13 protein-coding genes are annotated in these 16,032 nt (G+C 52.1%); 11 read left to right on the top strand and 2 right to left on the bottom strand.

What is annotated here, in order from left to right; genetic code table 11:
• Positions 1-88: 88 nt before the first annotated feature.
• Both FHS90_RS10165 and FHS90_RS10160 read left to right on the top strand, forming a co-directional pair.
• Complete coding sequence (locus tag FHS90_RS10165) at positions 89-1,327, top strand: aminotransferase class I/II-fold pyridoxal phosphate-dependent enzyme (RefSeq protein ID WP_066835837.1); 1,239 nt, start codon at positions 89-91, stop codon at positions 1,325-1,327.
• Between the two features lie 111 nt (positions 1,328-1,438).
• Positions 1,439-1,630, top strand: coding sequence for a BF3379 family histone-like protein (locus FHS90_RS10160; protein ID WP_066835836.1), 192 nt, complete (start codon positions 1,439-1,441; stop codon positions 1,628-1,630).
• A 203-nt stretch (positions 1,631-1,833) separates the two neighbouring features.
• Here FHS90_RS10160 and tyrS read toward each other — a convergent pair whose 3' ends face one another.
• Positions 1,834-3,138 (bottom strand): tyrosine--tRNA ligase, encoded by a 1,305-nt coding sequence (gene tyrS / locus FHS90_RS10155; protein WP_066835835.1) that lies wholly within the window; start codon positions 3,136-3,138, stop codon positions 1,834-1,836.
• Positions 3,139-3,363: 225 nt separating this feature from the next.
• The gene (locus tag FHS90_RS10150) at positions 3,364-4,653 is read right to left on the bottom strand and encodes a MutS-related protein (protein WP_182512967.1); all 1,290 of its coding nucleotides are present in this window, start codon (positions 4,651-4,653) and stop codon (positions 3,364-3,366) included.
• A gap of 226 nt (positions 4,654-4,879) precedes the next feature.
• Between FHS90_RS10150 and holA the strand changes: the two genes are divergently transcribed.
• The 9 genes from holA to FHS90_RS10105 all read left to right on the top strand — a co-directional run bounded on the left by holA (position 4,880) and on the right by FHS90_RS10105 (position 16,032).
• On the top strand, positions 4,880-5,932 hold the full coding sequence (holA, locus tag FHS90_RS10145) for a DNA polymerase III subunit delta (RefSeq protein ID WP_182512966.1): 1,053 nt from the start codon (positions 4,880-4,882) through the stop codon (positions 5,930-5,932).
• 92 nt (positions 5,933-6,024) lie between these two features.
• Complete coding sequence (locus FHS90_RS10140) at positions 6,025-6,390, top strand: DUF4844 domain-containing protein (protein ID WP_182512965.1); 366 nt, start codon at positions 6,025-6,027, stop codon at positions 6,388-6,390.
• 280 nt (positions 6,391-6,670) lie between these two features.
• Positions 6,671-9,712: a tetratricopeptide repeat protein gene (locus tag FHS90_RS10135; protein ID WP_066835829.1), complete on the top strand. Its 3,042-nt coding sequence runs from the start codon at positions 6,671-6,673 to the stop codon at positions 9,710-9,712.
• On the top strand, positions 9,709-11,385 hold the full coding sequence (locus FHS90_RS10130; protein ID WP_066835827.1) for a TonB-dependent receptor: 1,677 nt from the start codon (positions 9,709-9,711) through the stop codon (positions 11,383-11,385). Before FHS90_RS10135 ends, FHS90_RS10130 begins: the two co-directional genes overlap by 4 nt.
• A 158-nt stretch (positions 11,386-11,543) precedes the next feature.
• Positions 11,544-12,761 (top strand): HU domain-containing protein, encoded by a 1,218-nt coding sequence (locus FHS90_RS10125; protein WP_182512964.1) that lies wholly within the window; start codon positions 11,544-11,546, stop codon positions 12,759-12,761.
• Position 12,762: 1 nt separating this feature from the next.
• Positions 12,763-13,467, top strand: coding sequence for a MotA/TolQ/ExbB proton channel family protein (locus tag FHS90_RS10120; RefSeq protein WP_066835824.1), 705 nt, complete (start codon positions 12,763-12,765; stop codon positions 13,465-13,467).
• Positions 13,467-13,868: an ExbD/TolR family protein gene (locus tag FHS90_RS10115; protein WP_066835822.1), complete on the top strand. Its 402-nt coding sequence runs from the start codon at positions 13,467-13,469 to the stop codon at positions 13,866-13,868. Before FHS90_RS10120 ends, FHS90_RS10115 begins: the two co-directional genes overlap by 1 nt.
• A gap of 8 nt (positions 13,869-13,876) precedes the next feature.
• Complete coding sequence (locus FHS90_RS10110) at positions 13,877-14,728, top strand: hypothetical protein (RefSeq protein WP_182512963.1); 852 nt, start codon at positions 13,877-13,879, stop codon at positions 14,726-14,728.
• A gap of 11 nt (positions 14,729-14,739) precedes the next feature.
• Positions 14,740-16,032 (top strand): bifunctional folylpolyglutamate synthase/dihydrofolate synthase, encoded by a 1,293-nt coding sequence (locus FHS90_RS10105; protein WP_343049654.1) that lies wholly within the window; start codon positions 14,740-14,742, stop codon positions 16,030-16,032.

Below are 16,032 nucleotides of genomic sequence, written 5' to 3'. Positions count from 1 at the left end.
TGCGCGTCTGCCTGGTTTCTTTTTAAGAAATTTTTGTAGACTTTTAAAGTTCTGACCATCTTATTATTACCGCCTTAACCTTACTAAAGTGGATTTATTTGAAAAGTTTTTGGCCAACCGCGGACCGCTTGGCAGCCATTCTCATTATGCCCATGGTTACTTCACCTTCCCAAAACTGGAGGGGGAGATTGCGCCGCGTATGGTTTTCAGGGGAAAAGAAGTTTTAACGTGGAGTTTGAACAACTACCTGGGCCTGGCCAACCACCCCGAAGTTAGAAGAGTTGACGCTGAAGCAGCCGCCCAATGGGGCATGGCTACGCCCATGGGGGCACGCATCATGTCTGGGAACACCAACTACCATGAGCAGTTGGAGAATGAGCTGGCAGCGTTTGTGCAGAAGCCTTCTGCCCTGTTGCTGAACTTTGGGTACCAAGGGGTAGTGTCTATCATTGATTCACTCGTAAGCCGCCATGATGTGATTGTGTATGACGCTGAGTCTCACGCCTGCATCATTGACGGGGTGCGCTTGCACCAGGGGAAGCGGTTTGTGTACACGCACAACAACATGGAAAGCCTGGAGAAGCAACTGCAGCGCGCCACTAAAATGACCCAGGAAACCGGCGGTGGAATTCTGGTGATCACAGAGGGCGTGTTTGGCATGAGCGGTAACCTGGGCAAGCTGAAAGAAGTGGTGGCCCTGAAAGAAAAATTCCAGTTCAGGCTGTTGGTAGATGACGCCCACGGTTTCGGGACTATGGGCGAAACGGGTGCCGGTACCGGCGAGCACCTGGGGATCCAGGACGGGATTGACGTGTATTTCTCTACGTTTGCCAAGTCAATGGCCAGCATTGGGGCATTTGTGGCCGGTGAGCAGTACGTGATTGACTACCTGCGCTACAACATGCGCTCGCAGATCTTTGCCAAATCCCTGCCTATGCCGCTGGTGATGGGTGCCCTCAAGCGTCTGGAACTGCTGCGCAACCAGCCAGAGCTGAAAGAAAACCTCTGGAAGGTGGTGCGCGCCCTGCAGTCTGGGCTGCGGGAGAAAGGCTTCAACATTGGCACCACGGAGTCTCCTGTGACTCCGGTGTTGCTCAACGGCCAGATTCCAGATGCCACCTCGCTTACGCTGGACCTGCGTGAGAACTACAGCATCTTCTGTTCAATTGTGGTGTATCCGGTGGTACCCAAAGATGTGATTATGTTGCGTTTGATCCCAACTGCATCTCATACCCTGGAAGATGTGGCTGAGACCATTGCCGCCTTTGAGGCCGTGGCCGCCAAATTGGATAAAGGACTTTATACTAAAACTACGGTAGAAGTCTAGAAACGGCATTTGCTAATAAAATAATACAAACGCACTTTTTTTTGCACCTTATTTTATAATTCCTATATTAGAGCCATTAAACGAAATGTTAAACCTTTAAAACAAGCTCTAATGAACAATTTTTCTAAGATTAAGGATCTGGTTCTCTCTCTGGAAGGTGACTTTGAGAAATTCTATGACAAAGGGAACTCAGCAGCCGGAACTCGTGTGAGAAAAGGCATGCAAGATCTGAAAAACATGGCTCAGGACATCCGTAAGGAGGTTCAGGACATGAAAAACAGCCAGGACGCTGACAAAAAATAAGTTGCTTGTATAAAGATGATACTGAAAAGGTGGGCTGTTGAGGCCCGCCTTTTTTATTGCCCCTGAAATAGCATTGCTCCAAGTTTACTCCTTTTCTGTTTTTGGGCTGTTTTTCAGAAAACAGCCCAAAAACAGAAATCCCCCGTGGTTTCTCAGCCATTGGCTTTAGAAACCACGGGGGATTCTTTAACGGTGTCTGAACTCTATTCGGCTTTCACCAGGTAGTAATTTTTCTTGCCTTTCTGCACGACCAGGTACTTGCCCTGCAGCAGATCAGTGGTCACCGCTTCCTCTGGCCGCGCCACCTTCTGGCGGTTAATGCTCACCCCGCCGTTCTGGATCATTTTCTTGGCCTCACCTTTAGAGGCGAAGATCTCAGCGTTGGTCAGTTCAGACAGGAAGTCTACGGCATTGGCGGTAGTGGCCAGGGCATCTTTAGAAACGGTGATCTGGGGCACGCCCTCAAACACGGCCAGCAAAGTATCTTCCTTCAAGTTACGAAGGGTTTCCAAATCGCCTTTCCCAAACAGGATCTCAGAAGCCTCTACCGCGCTTTCATACTCCTCAGCAGAGTGCACGGTGGTGGTGACTTCTTTGGCCAGGGCTTTCTGCAGTACGCGCAGGTGCGGCGCCTGCTGGTGTTCTTCAGTGATTCTGGCAATCTCATCCTGCGGCAGCAGGGTGTACACCTTAATCAATTTGGCGGCTTCTTCATCGGCCAGATTCAGCCAGAACTGATAGAACTTGTACGGCGAGGTCATCTCTGGGTCCAGCCAGATGTTGCCGCCCTCAGATTTGCCAAATTTGGTTCCGTCTGCCTTGGTCACCAATTTGCCCACTAAGGCAAACGCTTTGCCGCCGTCCATCCGTCTAATCAGTTCGGTGCCGGTGGTGATGTTGCCCCACTGGTCAGAGGCTCCCATCTGCAGCCGCACGTTCTTGTGCTTGTACAGGTGGTAGAAGTCGTAACCTTGCAGCAGTTGGTATGAGAACTCGGTGAAAGAAAGCCCCTCGGCGGCGTTGTCGCCCTCCTGGGCATTGATTCGGTTCTTCACCGAGTCTTTCTTCATCATGTAGTTCACCGTGAGGTGCTTGCCCACATCGCGCAGAAAACCCAGGAAGCTGAACTCCTTGAACCAGTCATAGTTGTTCACAATCTCAGCTGAGTTCTGGGCCCCGTCAAAGTGCAGGAACTTCTCCAGCTGCTTTCTGATGCCTTCCTGGTTCGCGCGCAGCACCTCTTCAGACAACAGGTTCCGCTCTGCGGATTTCCCCGAAGGGTCCCCAATCATACCCGTGGCCCCGCCCACCAGCGCTACGGGCTTGTGGCCGGCGCGCTGCAGGTGCACTAATAACATAATGGTGGCCAGGTTGCCTATGTGCAGGGAAGACGCGGTAGGGTCAAAACCGATATAGCCGGTGGTCATACCGGAAGCCAATTGTTCCTCAGTGCCCGGCATAAAATCGTGGAGCATTCCGCGCCAACGTAGTTCTTCAATCAAATTCATGAAATCATCTGTTTTACTGCGGCAAAGGTATCAAATTAGTTTTTAGTTGGTAGTTGTTCGTTCTTAGTTTCAAGAGAACCCATGTGCGTTTTGGGGCTGTTTTCCAGAAAAGAGGCCCAAAACGCAAAGTTGCACATGGCAGGACTTTAGGAATTTAAGAAGATTCTGTGCCGCTTACTGGGAAAGCGCGGTGCGGATTAATGTGAAGATGGGTAATCCAGTCAATTATTTCTTCAGTAACGCAGACAGCCCCACCTGCTCAAAGAGCACTTTGCCTATTTTCACATCAGTCCAGCCCTCTGCTAACTGATAGGTGAAAACAGGTTTTCCGTCAAGGAGAGCGCAGGGGATGTGGTATTTCTTGACATGCGGCGTCTGTATCTGCTGGTGCTCTTTCAGGTTCAGAAAATGGGTGGAGATAAAGAAAAGGCTGCCCTTAAGGGAACCTAGACCTTGTACGGTTTCCAGGAGAAGGGCTTGGGCGTCATCTGCGTTAGTGCCTTTGAAGATTTCATCAAAGACCACAAAGCAAGCCTTACCGGCTTGGGCTATCTTCACGGCTGTTTTCAGGGACAGGAGTTCATTCATGAAATGGCTATAGCCGCTTTCCAGGTTGTCTTTGCTGTTGATATTGATAGACAAGGCGGCATAAAAGGGAAGGGTGCACGCGGCAGCCGGAACCGCCATACCCAGCCGGGCCAGGTAGACGCAGATACTGATGGATTTGAGCAAAGTAGATTTACCGCTCATGTTGGGCCCGGTGAGCAGGACTACGTTCTCTGATTTGGTCAGGGCAATGGAATTTTTGACCGGAGCTTTTAGAAGCGGGTGGTAAAAGTCTTTCAGAATAAATACACCTTCCTGAAACTGAGGAAAAACAAATCCCTGCTTCTGAATCCCTTTGGCAACGGAGAAATACGCCTCAAACAGAAAGAGAAACTCCCAGGCGGCGGTCAGCAGGCCTGGGGCGAGGTGCTGTAGCTTTACTTCATACTCAAGGGCCTGGGCATTGGAAAATGTATTCTGTTTAATGAAGGTGCTGAACCTCTGCACTTCGGCCTGCTTAATAAAGGTGTAAAAAGAGTGGAGGGCTGGCTGAAAGGAGCTGGGAAAGCTGTCTTTGCTTAACCGGCTGAAAAAGCGGGAATAAAGATGGTCAAACAGCAGTATCAATTGAACCACTTTTGACTTCTTCTGCCGGACTTCCTTTTCTTGGAAAAGTAACGTGAACTGCTTGCCTAGCAGACGTTGGGGTTCATGAGGGTCCTGCTGGAGCAGTTGGGTGCTGTAGGCGTGGGCTTCCCTGAAGTCAATGTTCTGGTAATTGTAATGCTCCAGATGTGGCCAGTTGGCGAGAAACGCTTTAATGGTTTCCTGCCGCTCCAGCACGCCTGCCAGGGTGGCCGGGACATCAGAAAAGAGCTTCTGCAACCGTTTCCGGCTCAGGTCTGTGTTGGTGTAGTCAAAGAAGGGCAGAATACTTTGGGCACCATCTAAATCCTGAACAAGCTGCATAGCCAAACCAGAGGGATGAGGGGGAATACAAGTAGAAGTAAATAAATAACTGTAGGTGCCTCTGACTTAGTATGCTGGGAGGGGATTTTCTGTTTATGGCCTGTTTTCTGAAGAACAGACCCAAAACGCATTTCTTTAATTTCTGCCGCCATCTGCTGGTTTCCTTTCTAATCAATGGTAACTTTGGGTGCCCAAACCCGCATTACCTTATCTCTTTGCACACCCCATGGCCCTGACCGCAGAAGACATCTTAAAGCAACTCAAGAACCGTGAATTCGCCCCGGTGTATTTTCTGCAGGGCGAAGAACCGTATTACATAGACCTCATCTCTGACTATATAGAGCAGCACGCGCTCAATGACATGGAGAAGGGCTTCAACCAGGTGGTCATGTACGGCAAAGACGTTGATGTGCCCACGGTGCTGCTGCAGGCCAAGCGGTTCCCCATGATGAGTGACCGCCAGGTGGTGATTGTGAAAGAGGCGCAGAACCTGGCCAACCTGGAGGCCGACCCTGAGAAAGACCCGGCCGCCCGGCAGCTGGATGCGTATTTGAACAATCCGCTGCCGTCTACCATTCTGGTGTTCTGCCACAAGCACAAAGTGCTGGACGGGCGCAAGCGGCTGGCCAAGCTGCTCACCAAAAATGCGGTGCTCCTCACTACCAAAAAACTGTACGAGAACCAGGTCCCTGCCTGGATCAGCCAGTTCATCAAGAGTAAAAACCTGCTGGCCACGCCGCAGGCGGTCATGATGCTGGGGGAGTATATTGGCGCTGATTTATCACGGCTGGCCAATGAGATTGAGAAACTGGCCATCAACATGAAGCCGGGGCAGACCATTGATGAAGGGTTGGTGCAGGAGAATATTGGCATTAGCAAAGAATACAACATCTTTGAGCTGCAGAATGCCATTACCCGGCAGGACGTGCTCAAAGCCAACCGGATTTTGAATTACTTTGAGTCCAACCCCAAGGATAACCCTCTCATCCCGAATCTGGTGCTGCTGTTTTCCTTCTTCTCTAAGCTGCTGACCCTGCACTTGCTGCCGCAGGTAAACGAGCAGACGGTGGCCAAGAGTCTGGGGAACCGTGGTTTCCTGGCCAAGGAATATATGCAGGCGCTCAGAAATTACCCCTATGGGCGGGTGCTTCAGATCATAGGGTTTATTCACCAGGCAGATTTGCAGAGCAAAGGGATTACCGGAGGGAGCATGGCAGATGCCGCTATTCTAAAGGAGTTGGTGTTCAAGGTGCTGCATCCTATACCGGGGAGCAGGTAAGGGCAACGCCACAAAATAACCTAATGTGCCCTCCTTTGTGACAAACTGGTATTTTCCCGCCTTTTTCCTGTGTACTTTTAATTGAGAACAACATGACCATTCCAGAAAAGGCTATCAGCGACCTGGATCTTTTTAAATCTGCTTCAAAGTTTGATCAGGACACGGTGCGGACTTTTTATCCCGGACTTGCAGATCCTGAGGTTAAACCATTGCTGACAGACCTCATTAACCAGTCAGTTGATGATTTTAAAGAAGTGGCAGTGAGTGATCAGCCCACTGAGAAGCAGTTTCAGGAGAAAATCAGCATTGGCCTGTCAAGGTTTACCCCGCTTCAACTGGATACCGAAGACCGCGCAAGGGTTTGCGCCTACTATGAAGAACTCATGGACATGGTGGGGCTGGAGAGCTCAGGGGGCATCCTGAACAACTGGATGTACGGTTTTGACCCTGCTCCCTGACACAGGGGCAGCACTTAGGCCTGATGATCAGCAGAAAACCCTAGAGAAACCATCTTTGCCGTTTCTGTTTTCGGGCTGTTTTCAGGAAAACAGCCCGAAAACAGAAACAAATAGTAGAAGCGGCAGATGCTAAAGCAGCGGGTTGCAACGTTGTGCTAGCACGGATAGAAATGAATTTTAGCTGCCGCTTACCCACATTTTTTCTATTTTTGAAGGACGGGCAACCAGAAAGGCGCCAACCCAGGCTTCTTTCACGGCAAATGCCTAAATCCAATACACTATGAAACTACCTCACAAGTTTGCCTTGGCCACGGCCTTGCTGGGTGGAGCCCACGCTGCGCAGGCGCAGCAGCCTCTCACGTTTACGTCTGAGGAGCGGTTCTTTCAGGAAGGGCTGGAGTTGTTTGACCGCGAGAAATACGGTGCCGCCCAACAGGCCTTCGCCCAGTACATCCGCCTTATCAATGACCCCACCAAAACCGCAGATGCCCAATACTACTACGCGGTAAGCGGTTTACACCTGTTTCACCCAGACGCAGAGCAGCTGGTGCTGCAGTTTGCCGCCCGGTACCCGGCGCACCCCAAGGCAGCCGTAGCCTTCTTTGAGCTGGGTACGTCGTTCTTTGACAAGAAGAACTATGACAAAGCCATTCAGTACCTGGAGCAGGCGCCGGCAGACCGCTTAGATGAGGCCCAGCTGAAAGAGTCTGAGTTCAAGCTGGGTTACTCGTATTTCTCCAAGAAAAACTTCACCAAAGCCAAGCTGCTGTTTGACCGCAACAAGAAAGGCAACCACCGCTACTCCTATGCCTCCAGCTATTACGCCGGTTACCTCGCGTACCGCGAAGGCGACTACATTGGGGCCAAGCTGGACCTGAAAGTGGCTGAGCGGGATGATAATTACCGCACCATTGTGCCCTACATGCTCACGGAGGTTCTCTACAAAGAAGGCAACTTTGCTGAAGTGATCAGCTACGGCGAAAAGTCTTTGCAGATGACACCCAAGGTGCAGAACCCAGACGAGATAGAGCTGCTGGTAGGGGATGCTTACTTCCAGCGCAATGACTTCAAAACCGCCTCGCAGTATTTCAGGAACTACGCAGAGGGCAAGAAGACGCTGGACAAGACAGTGCAGTACAAGATGGGCTTCGCCGATTACAAGAACAACGACATCAAGGGCGCCATCAATAATCTAAAGGCTGTTGCGTTCCATTCAGATTCGCTGGGTCAGAATGCGTCTTACCACCTGGGGTTGAGCTACCTCAAAGACAACAACAAGCAGTTTGCCCTGGGCGCATTTGACCAGGCCCGCAAACTGAACATTGACAAGAATGTAAAAGAGGGCGCCACCGTCAAATATGCGCAGCTGAACTATGAGCTGGGTAATTTCTCTGAGGTGATCAGTTCCCTGTCTTCGTTCAGCAAAGATTTTCCCAACTCCAAATTTGCAGATGAGGCAGATGATATCCTGAGTGAGGCCTACCTCAACTCCAACAATTACCTGGAAGCCATAGCGCACATAGAGAAACTGCCGCGCCGCAGCCACCGCATCAATGAGACGTACCAGCGGGTAACGTACTACCAGGCGGTAAAACTGTACAATGACCAGCTGTTCCAGCAGGCGGTGCAGATGCTGGACAAGTCACTGGGCTTCCCGTATGACAAGGAGATACAGGCCGCCAGCAACTTCCTGAAAGGGGAGGCCTATTCTATTGGGCAGCGCTGGCCCCAGGCCATTGTCAGCTACGGGGCCGTGTTCCAGACCCCCAATTCCGGGCGCACAGAGTATTATGTGAAGTCGCGCTACGGTATAGGGTATGCGTACTACAATGACAAGCAGTATGAGAAGGCGCTGGTGCATTTCAAGGCGTACCTGAACGACAATACCATCAAGGCCGGCAACCCCAACTATGCAGATGCCATGATCCGGTTGGCAGACTGTTATTATGTGACCAAAGATTACAGCCAGGCCCTGAACTGGTATGACCAGGCACTGGCCGCCAAGTCCATTGACTCTGACTATGTGCTGTTCCAGCGCGGGGTGGTGTATAACCTGACCAACCGCCGGGATCAGGCCATCCAGAGTTTGCAGACGCTGCTGAAATCATACCCAAGATCCCGCTACGCAGATGACGCGGTGTACCAGAAAGGGATCATTGATTTTGAAAACTCCAACTACGCCCCGGCCATTGCCAGTTTCAGTGATTTGATTGACAACCGCTCTGGCAGCACGCTGGTGCCGCAAGCCCTGCAGAAACGCGGGGTGGCGTATATGAACCTGCGCAAGCCAACAGAGGCCATCGCAGATTTCAAACGGGTAATTGACCAGTACCCAACGCACCCCATCGCCAACAATGCAATTTACTCGCTGCAGGAGGCGCTGGGGTCTAACAACCAGACCGAGCAACTGGATACCTATCTGACCAAATTCAAAGCGGCTAACCCAGAAAGCGACGCCCTGGAAAGCGTTGAGTTTGAAGCGGCTAAATCCCTTTACTTTAATGAGAAGTACAAGCAGGCCATTCCTAAGTTTGAAGCTTTCCTGAAGACATACCCGGCAAGTGCCTCTGTGGCCAACGCCCGTTATTTCCTGGGAGACTCTTACTGGCGGGCTGGTGACAAGGCCAACGCCCTGCGCAGCCTGAAAGAGGTGGCCATTGAAGGAAAGTCTGAGTACCTGAGCCGGGCTCTGCAACGCGTGGCTGATATGGAGTTTGAGAACGGCAACTTCGGCGAAGCCGCCGCATTCTATTCCCGCCTGCGTGATGTGGCCGCTAACAAGAAGGAGCAGGCCAACGCGCTGATGGGCTTGATGAAGAGCTTCTACTTCACCAATGACTTCAACAACACCATTTTAATTGCAGATGAGCTCATTGCCCGCGGTAACTCCACGCTGAATGCCTATAACTCGGCATTGCTGTACAGAGGCAAAGCCAATTACGCGCTGAACCGCCTTGATCAGGCGGCCAAGGAGTTCAGCACTGCGGCCACCTCGGCCACTGATGTAAACGGGGCTGAGGCGCATTTCCTGTTGTCTGAGGTGTACTTCAGGCAGAAGAAATACAAAGAAGCGCTAGACAACGCCTTCGCCTTCAGCAACGCCTTTGCCGATTATGATTTCTGGCTGGGTAAAACCTTCCTGCTCATCTCTGACATCTATGTGGTGCAGAATGAGGCCTTTCAGGCGAAATCTACTTTGCAGTCAATTATAGAGGGAGCCACCAACCAGGAGATTGTGGAAGAGGCCAAAACCAAGCTGGCCGAACTGGAAAAAAATACCGTTACCGCTCCATCTTCCACTCCAAACGATTCAAAAAAATGAGAAATACAGCTAGACTAGCAGGCATCTCTGCGCTTTTCTTAGTGGGCTTGCTTCCGGCCGCCCAGGCGCAGCAAACCGGTTGGGGCGAAGGCAACAAACTGGAGAGCACTGAGATTGTGGTAGAGAAGAACCGTGTGATTGAACTGCCGGAGGCCAACCGGAACTTTGAGAAGTTCAGGATTGACCCGCCGCAGCTGCAGGACCGCAATGTGACCTACCGTTTCAATGAGTACCGCTTACCCGAGCATTTCATTAACCTGCCCATGCGCGTGCTGACCATACGCCAGGAGGAGCTTTCTAAACTGTACGGCAACTACGTGAAAGGCGGCTTTGGGAATTACGGGACCGTCTATGCCCGCGGCTATTTCCATAACAAGCGCAGTGACAAAGCCTCTTTTGGGGCAGAGGTGGGGCACCTGTCTTCGGCCAACGGGCCGGTAGAGAACTCCGGCGCGGCCAGCAGCTTCTTGCAGGCCCACGGCGACATGTACCAGGGCAACCTGACTTTTGGCGGCCGCCTGCGCTATGAGCGGGACATGCGCCACTTTTACGGCTATGACCAGTCACAGGAGATTACGCCTGACACCCTCAAGCAGATCTACAACCGTTTTGCGGTAGAGGGGCACTTCAACAACCTCATAGATGTGAAGTCGGGCTTGAAGTATGAGGGGAAAGTGGGGCTCCACTACACCGGAGATAACTATAACGCCAAAGAGACGCACCTCTTTGCCGGTGCCAAGACCAGCTACAACCTAAGCAAAGAATCAAATATCCTGGTAGACATTGACCTGGCGTACACCAACCTGGAGGGGCTGGAGAAGCATGGCCGCGGCTTCTTTAAGGTACGGCCCGCCTACACCCGCCAGTTAGATAAGCTGGGACTGGTACTGGGGGCTACCATTGCCTACACCGGAGATACCATCAATGACGCCCGCAAATTCAATGTATACCCGGCGCTGGAGGCTACTTTCCAGGCTATTGAGAACAAACTGGTCCTGTTTGCCGGTGCCGGCGGGGATTTGCAGCGCACCACTCTGTACAGCCTCAGCCAGGAGAACCCGTTCCTGAACCACAACCAGTACATAGCTGACGTGAACAAGGGCTTGGAGTTCTACGGCGGGGTGAACGGGAGCATTGGCCGCTTTGTCTCCTTTACCGGTAGAGTGGCGCACCAGAGCTACCGCAACCTGTACTTCTACAACAACGCGTTTGGAAGAGATTCAGCCAAATTTGACCTGGTGTATGATGACGGCGTGACCAAGGTGCTCAACATTTTTGGGCAGCTGACCTTTAACCAGTCAGAAGATTTACGCATTGGAATCAAAGCTGAAAGCAACAGCTATTCAACCGCCTCGCTAGAAGAGCCTTATCACCGCCCAGAAATGGTGGTGACCGCTTTCGGGTCGTATAATCTTTACAATAAGATTCTCTTGAACACCGAACTTTACTATATTAGCAGTTCGTTTGGGCGGATCTTCCGGGAAGATGGGACTTCTGCGCTGCGCGAAACCGACTCGGTGATTGACCTCAATCTGAAGGCCGACTACCGTTTCTCGCCGCGTTTCTCTGTGTTCCTGATGGGTAACAACCTGCTGAGCAACAAATACCAGCGTCTGGTAAATTACCCAACCCAGGGAATATCTGTGCTGGGCGGAGCTACTTATTCATTTTAAGTAGAGACTTTTCTTTACGGCATAAGCCGCTGTTTTAGGCCTGTTTTTGCAAAAACAGGCCTAAAACAGGAAAAGTAAGCCGAAGAGACAAACAAGTACGGCTGAGGGCAGAGAGGGTTTAAATAAACTTTTATCTGCTGACAGTCATTGAAAAACATATGGTTCAAGGGCACATTAAATCTTTGCTTTACGCGTATGACTGCGTGATCATTCCAGACTTTGGGGGATTGATCACGCATTATGCGCACGCCAAAATCCATCCGGTAAAACACACCTTCACGCCGCCGTCAAAGCGTATTGCGTTCAATGAGCAGCTCCAGGTCAATGACGGTCTCCTGATTACCACGCTTGCCCACCGGCAGCAGTGGCCTCTGGCGCAGGCCCAGCAGGCGGTATCTGAGTTTGTGCGTGACCTGAAACAACAGCTCCAGACCCAGCACCGCTTTGAGCTGCAAGACGTGGGGGTGTTCAGGTACAACGCTGAGCGCAAACTGGTGTTTGAAAGCCTGGAGGAGGAGAATTTCCTGGAGCACAGCTTTGGGCTGCCAGAACTGGTGTCTAGGCCCATTCTTGGGAAAGAGACGCTGGTGCTGCGGGGTAAATACGCAGACCAAACCGCTGGCGGCACAGTCGAGGGCAAGAAACCGGTTTCGCGGTTGCGCCGCCTGTACCGCGTTGGGGCGAGCCTGGTGATAGGCGGGTTGTCTCTGTCTGCCGTTTACCTGTACACGTTACAGGCAGATGTGGCGTTAAGCTCATTAAACCCGTTTACGCTGCTCTCTGCGAGCGCCCCGGCTGTTCCTGCGGTTGATTCTAGCGCACAAATATCTGATTTAGACGCCTTTGATGCGCAGCAGTTAACGGAACAATATACCTCACAGCTGGCAGAACCCACCCTAGAGGAAGAGCTGGCCGCTGAAGATGTACTTTTGGCTGATTTTCCGAAAAGTAGCCCGGAAACAGAAACCCCAAAAGATGACTGGGCAGCTGCACCTCAAGCAAAGGTTGAAGTAGCTGCCGCCCCAGTGAAAGCAGAAAAGGCCGCGCCGGCCGTGGTTGCCCCGGTGGCCAAGGTGGAGAAAAAAGTTTCGGCGCCCGCCGAGGTGAAAGAAAATGCCGCTACCGGTTCTACAATTAAAACCCGGACGGGACGTTTCTACGTCATCATGGGCGTTTTTGCGCAGGACGGATACGCTGAAATGAACCAGAAGCGTCTGCAGAAAAAAGGCTACGAGGCCAAGATTGTGGTGACCGCCCATGACAGAAAGCGTCAGCGCGTCTCAGTTGCTGACTATAGCACCGCCGAAGAGGCGCAAGCTGCCCTGCCAGCGTTGCGCAGTAAAATAAGCCAAGAACTTTGGGTATTAAACTATTAACATGAACGCGTTCCTACTTCAGATTACTGCTCCTACTGCCGTTGACACCACTGCCGCCGCTGTTGGCGCAGAAGCCACCCAAGAATCAGTTTCGTTGCTGGATCTCGCCCTGAACGGCGGGTGGGCAATGATTCCGTTGGTGATTCTTTCGCTGGTAGCCATTTACATTTTTGTGGAGCGGTACCTTACTATTCAGAAAGCGGCTAAAAACCCCAATGATTTTGTAGGCAGACTGAAAGGACTGGTGCTGGCTGGAGACGTGCAGGGCGCCCGAATGCTATGTGCCCAGACCAATTCCCCCATTTCCCGCATGCTGGAGAAAGGGATTTCGCGCATTGGCCAGCCGCTGAAAAGCATTGAAGCCTCTATTGAGAACGTAGGAAAGATTGAGATTGCCCGCCTGGAGAAGAACCTGTCTGGTTTGGCTACCGTGGCCGGTGCCGCCCCCATGCTGGGCTTCCTGGGTACGGTAACGGGTATGATTTCCGCCTTTATCGCCATTGCCCAGGCAGAAGGGTCTGTGAGCCCGCAGCTGTTGTCTGGCGGTATCTATGAGGCCATGGTGACCACGGCCACTGGTTTGATCATTGGTCTGCCTGCCTATGTGGGCTACAACTTTCTGGTGTCAAAGATTGACAGCATTGTGCATGACATGGAGTACAGCTCTATTGAGTTCATTGATCTGTTACAAGAACCGCAAGCCTGATGAATTTACGCTCCAAAAATAAGGTCAACCCAGACTTCAACATGTCATCAATGACAGACATTATCTTTCTGTTGTTGATCTTCTTCATGTTGACCTCCAGCTTTGTGACGCCTACGGGCATGCCGGTGAGTCTGCCTTCCAGCGCCTCTACCAGCATTGTGATGGAGAAAACCAATGTGACCATCACCAAAGACCTGCAGTACTTCCTGAACGACCAGCCCACGTCGTTAGAAGCCTTGCCGGCCGCCCTGGAGCAGGCTCTGTCTGGAACTGAACAGGGGCAGGGGGTTGTTGTTCTGAACGTAGACAAATCTGTTCCCGTAGAATATTTTGTAAAGGTGGCCGGCATGGCAGCCAAGCTGAATGCCAAAATCAGTATTGCCGCTGAACAAGCTGAATAAACAAAACTATGTTAGCCGTAACCGCACAAGAGAAAAAGGACCAGCGAATCGCGATGGCGGTGAGCGTGGCCGTGCACGTGCTTTTGCTGCTGTTCCTGTTTTATATGCTGGCCTGGAAAGCCAATGACCCGCCGGTGTTGCCCGAAGGAGGAATTGAAATCTCCTACGGAACCACAGATGCCGGTAGCGGTGATGTCAACAGCAAAGCCACGCCAAATGACTCTCCCAACCCAGAAGACAGCAAACCCGCGGCAGAAGCCCCTGAAACCGTGCCAACCCCGGTGGCAGAAGCCAAACCCCAACCCACCACTGCCGCAGAACCTGCCAAAGTGGTGACTTCCCCGGTAGAGTCGCCGGTAAGTGTGAAGGAGGTGGAGAAACCAACGCCCGAGCCCCCCAAAGAGGAAGTGAAGAAAGTTGACTCCCGCGCTTTATTCCCCGGCAAATCGAAGACCGGTGCCGGTAACGGAACCGCCGGAACCAGCAACAAGCCCACCGGCAACAACAACGGCGATGAAGGCGTGATTGGCGACAAAGGCAAACCGGAAGGCCTTTACCCGGGAAAGAAAACCGGCAACGGCGGTAGCGGCGGAGGCTCCCTGAACATGCCCGGCTGGCGCTATGATATCACGCCCAAGACTGACCCGTATGAGAACGAAAGCGGACGGGTGGTTTTCAGCATTAAGATTAATGCCGAAGGGGAGTTGGTCAATATTGATGTGGTGGAAAGCAATGTGAGCCCACAAGTTGTGAACTGGTACAAAGGCCAGATTCAGAAAACCACCTTCAGCAGAATCAAAGGCGACAACCCCAGCTCAGGCGCCACCGGAACCATCACCTTTATCATCAGATCCAACTAACCGCTGACCTCGTGACCTACGAACAAGCCTTAGAATACCTCTACCAGCAGTTGCCGATGTTTCACCGCATCGGCAACGCTGCTTTTAAGAAGAGCCTGGACAACATCATTGCCCTTACGAAAGCACTTGATAATCCTCAGCAGCACTTTAAGACGGTGCACGTGGCGGGCACCAACGGCAAAGGCAGCTCCTCTTCCATGATGGCCGCCATTTTACAGGCGGCTGGTTATAAAACCGGCCTCTACACCTCGCCCCACCTGAAAGAATTTACGGAGCGCGTACGGGTGAACGGGGAGATGATCAGCAAAGAGAACGTGGCGCGCTTCACAGAGCGGCATCAGCAGCTGTTTGAGCAGGTAAAACCCTCTTTCTTTGAGATGACAGTGGCCTTAGCCTTTGATCATTTCGCAGCCGAGGAAGTGGACATTGCTGTGATTGAGGTTGGGCTGGGCGGAAGACTGGACTCTACCAACATCATCACTCCGCTGGTGTCCCTGATCACCAACATTGGCCTGGACCACCAGGCACTGCTGGGGAATACGTTAGAGGAGATAGCCGGCGAGAAAGCGGGCATCATCAAACCCGGTGTACCGGCCGTTGTGAGCTCCACCCAACCGTCAGTTTCAGCGGTTTTTGCGAAAAGGAGCCAGGAAACGCAAAGCCCGCTTTTGTTTGCTGATCAAATCTATGGAGTAGTGCCAAAGGGAACCGCAGGTATGTACTCCCTGTTTGATGTCTACCTAAAGGAACAGTTGTGGCTGGAGGGATTAGAGGTGTCTCTCTTAGGCAATTATCAGCAACAAAACCTGGCAGGGGTGCTGGCCACGGTGGCTGAATTAAGACACCAGGGCTATGCCATTTCAGATGAGCAGATCAGGGAGGGATTGCGCAACATTCAAGCGCTTACAGGGTTACAGGGTCGTTGGCAGGTGCTGGCTGAGAAGCCGCTGACCATCTGTGACACCGGCCATAACATAGACGGTCTTACCCAGGTGGTGAAACAGTTGTTGGCCTTGAAGCGGCGGCAGGTGCATTTTGTGTTTGGGGCCGTCAATGACAAGGACATTAGGAGTGTGCTCAGGCTGTTGCCGGTGGCTTACCGCTACTACTTCTGCCAGGCCCAGATCCCCAGGGCCCTGCCGGTGCAGGAGTTGTGGGAGGAGGCGCAGTTTGCCGGTCTCAAAGGCCACGCGTACCCCACCGTGGAAGACGCTATTCTGGCCGCCAAAGCCTTTGCCCAGGAAGATGAGGTAATTTTCATTGGCGGTAGTACCTTTGTGGTCGCGGAAATTCCCGAACTATAA

The organism is Rufibacter ruber, assembly GCF_014138425.1.
Taxonomy (GTDB): Bacteria; Bacteroidota; Bacteroidia; order Cytophagales; family Hymenobacteraceae; genus Nibribacter; species Nibribacter ruber_C.
The sequence above is the reverse complement of the archived record's forward strand: the minus strand, read 5'-3'. Positions and strand labels throughout refer to the sequence as shown.

Bases quoted from the DNA above. Each gene is read 5' to 3' on its own strand.
- FHS90_RS10160 (WP_066835836.1), top strand. From the start codon at position 1,439: ATGAACAATTTTTCTAAGATTAAGGATCTGGTTCTCTCTCTGGAAGGT.
- tyrS (WP_066835835.1), bottom strand. From the start codon at position 3,138: ATGAATTTGATTGAAGAACTACGTTGGCGCGGAATGCTCCACGATTTT.
- FHS90_RS10150 (WP_182512967.1), bottom strand. From the start codon at position 4,653: ATGCAGCTTGTTCAGGATTTAGATGGTGCCCAAAGTATTCTGCCCTTC.
- holA (WP_182512966.1), top strand. From the start codon at position 4,880: ATGGCCCTGACCGCAGAAGACATCTTAAAGCAACTCAAGAACCGTGAA.
- FHS90_RS10140 (WP_182512965.1), top strand. From the start codon at position 6,025: ATGACCATTCCAGAAAAGGCTATCAGCGACCTGGATCTTTTTAAATCT.
- FHS90_RS10135 (WP_066835829.1), top strand. From the start codon at position 6,671: ATGAAACTACCTCACAAGTTTGCCTTGGCCACGGCCTTGCTGGGTGGA.
- FHS90_RS10130 (WP_066835827.1), top strand. From the start codon at position 9,709: ATGAGAAATACAGCTAGACTAGCAGGCATCTCTGCGCTTTTCTTAGTG.
- FHS90_RS10125 (WP_182512964.1), top strand. From the start codon at position 11,544: ATGGTTCAAGGGCACATTAAATCTTTGCTTTACGCGTATGACTGCGTG.
- FHS90_RS10120 (WP_066835824.1), top strand. From the start codon at position 12,763: ATGAACGCGTTCCTACTTCAGATTACTGCTCCTACTGCCGTTGACACC.
- FHS90_RS10115 (WP_066835822.1), top strand. From the start codon at position 13,467: ATGAATTTACGCTCCAAAAATAAGGTCAACCCAGACTTCAACATGTCA.
- FHS90_RS10110 (WP_182512963.1), top strand. From the start codon at position 13,877: ATGTTAGCCGTAACCGCACAAGAGAAAAAGGACCAGCGAATCGCGATG.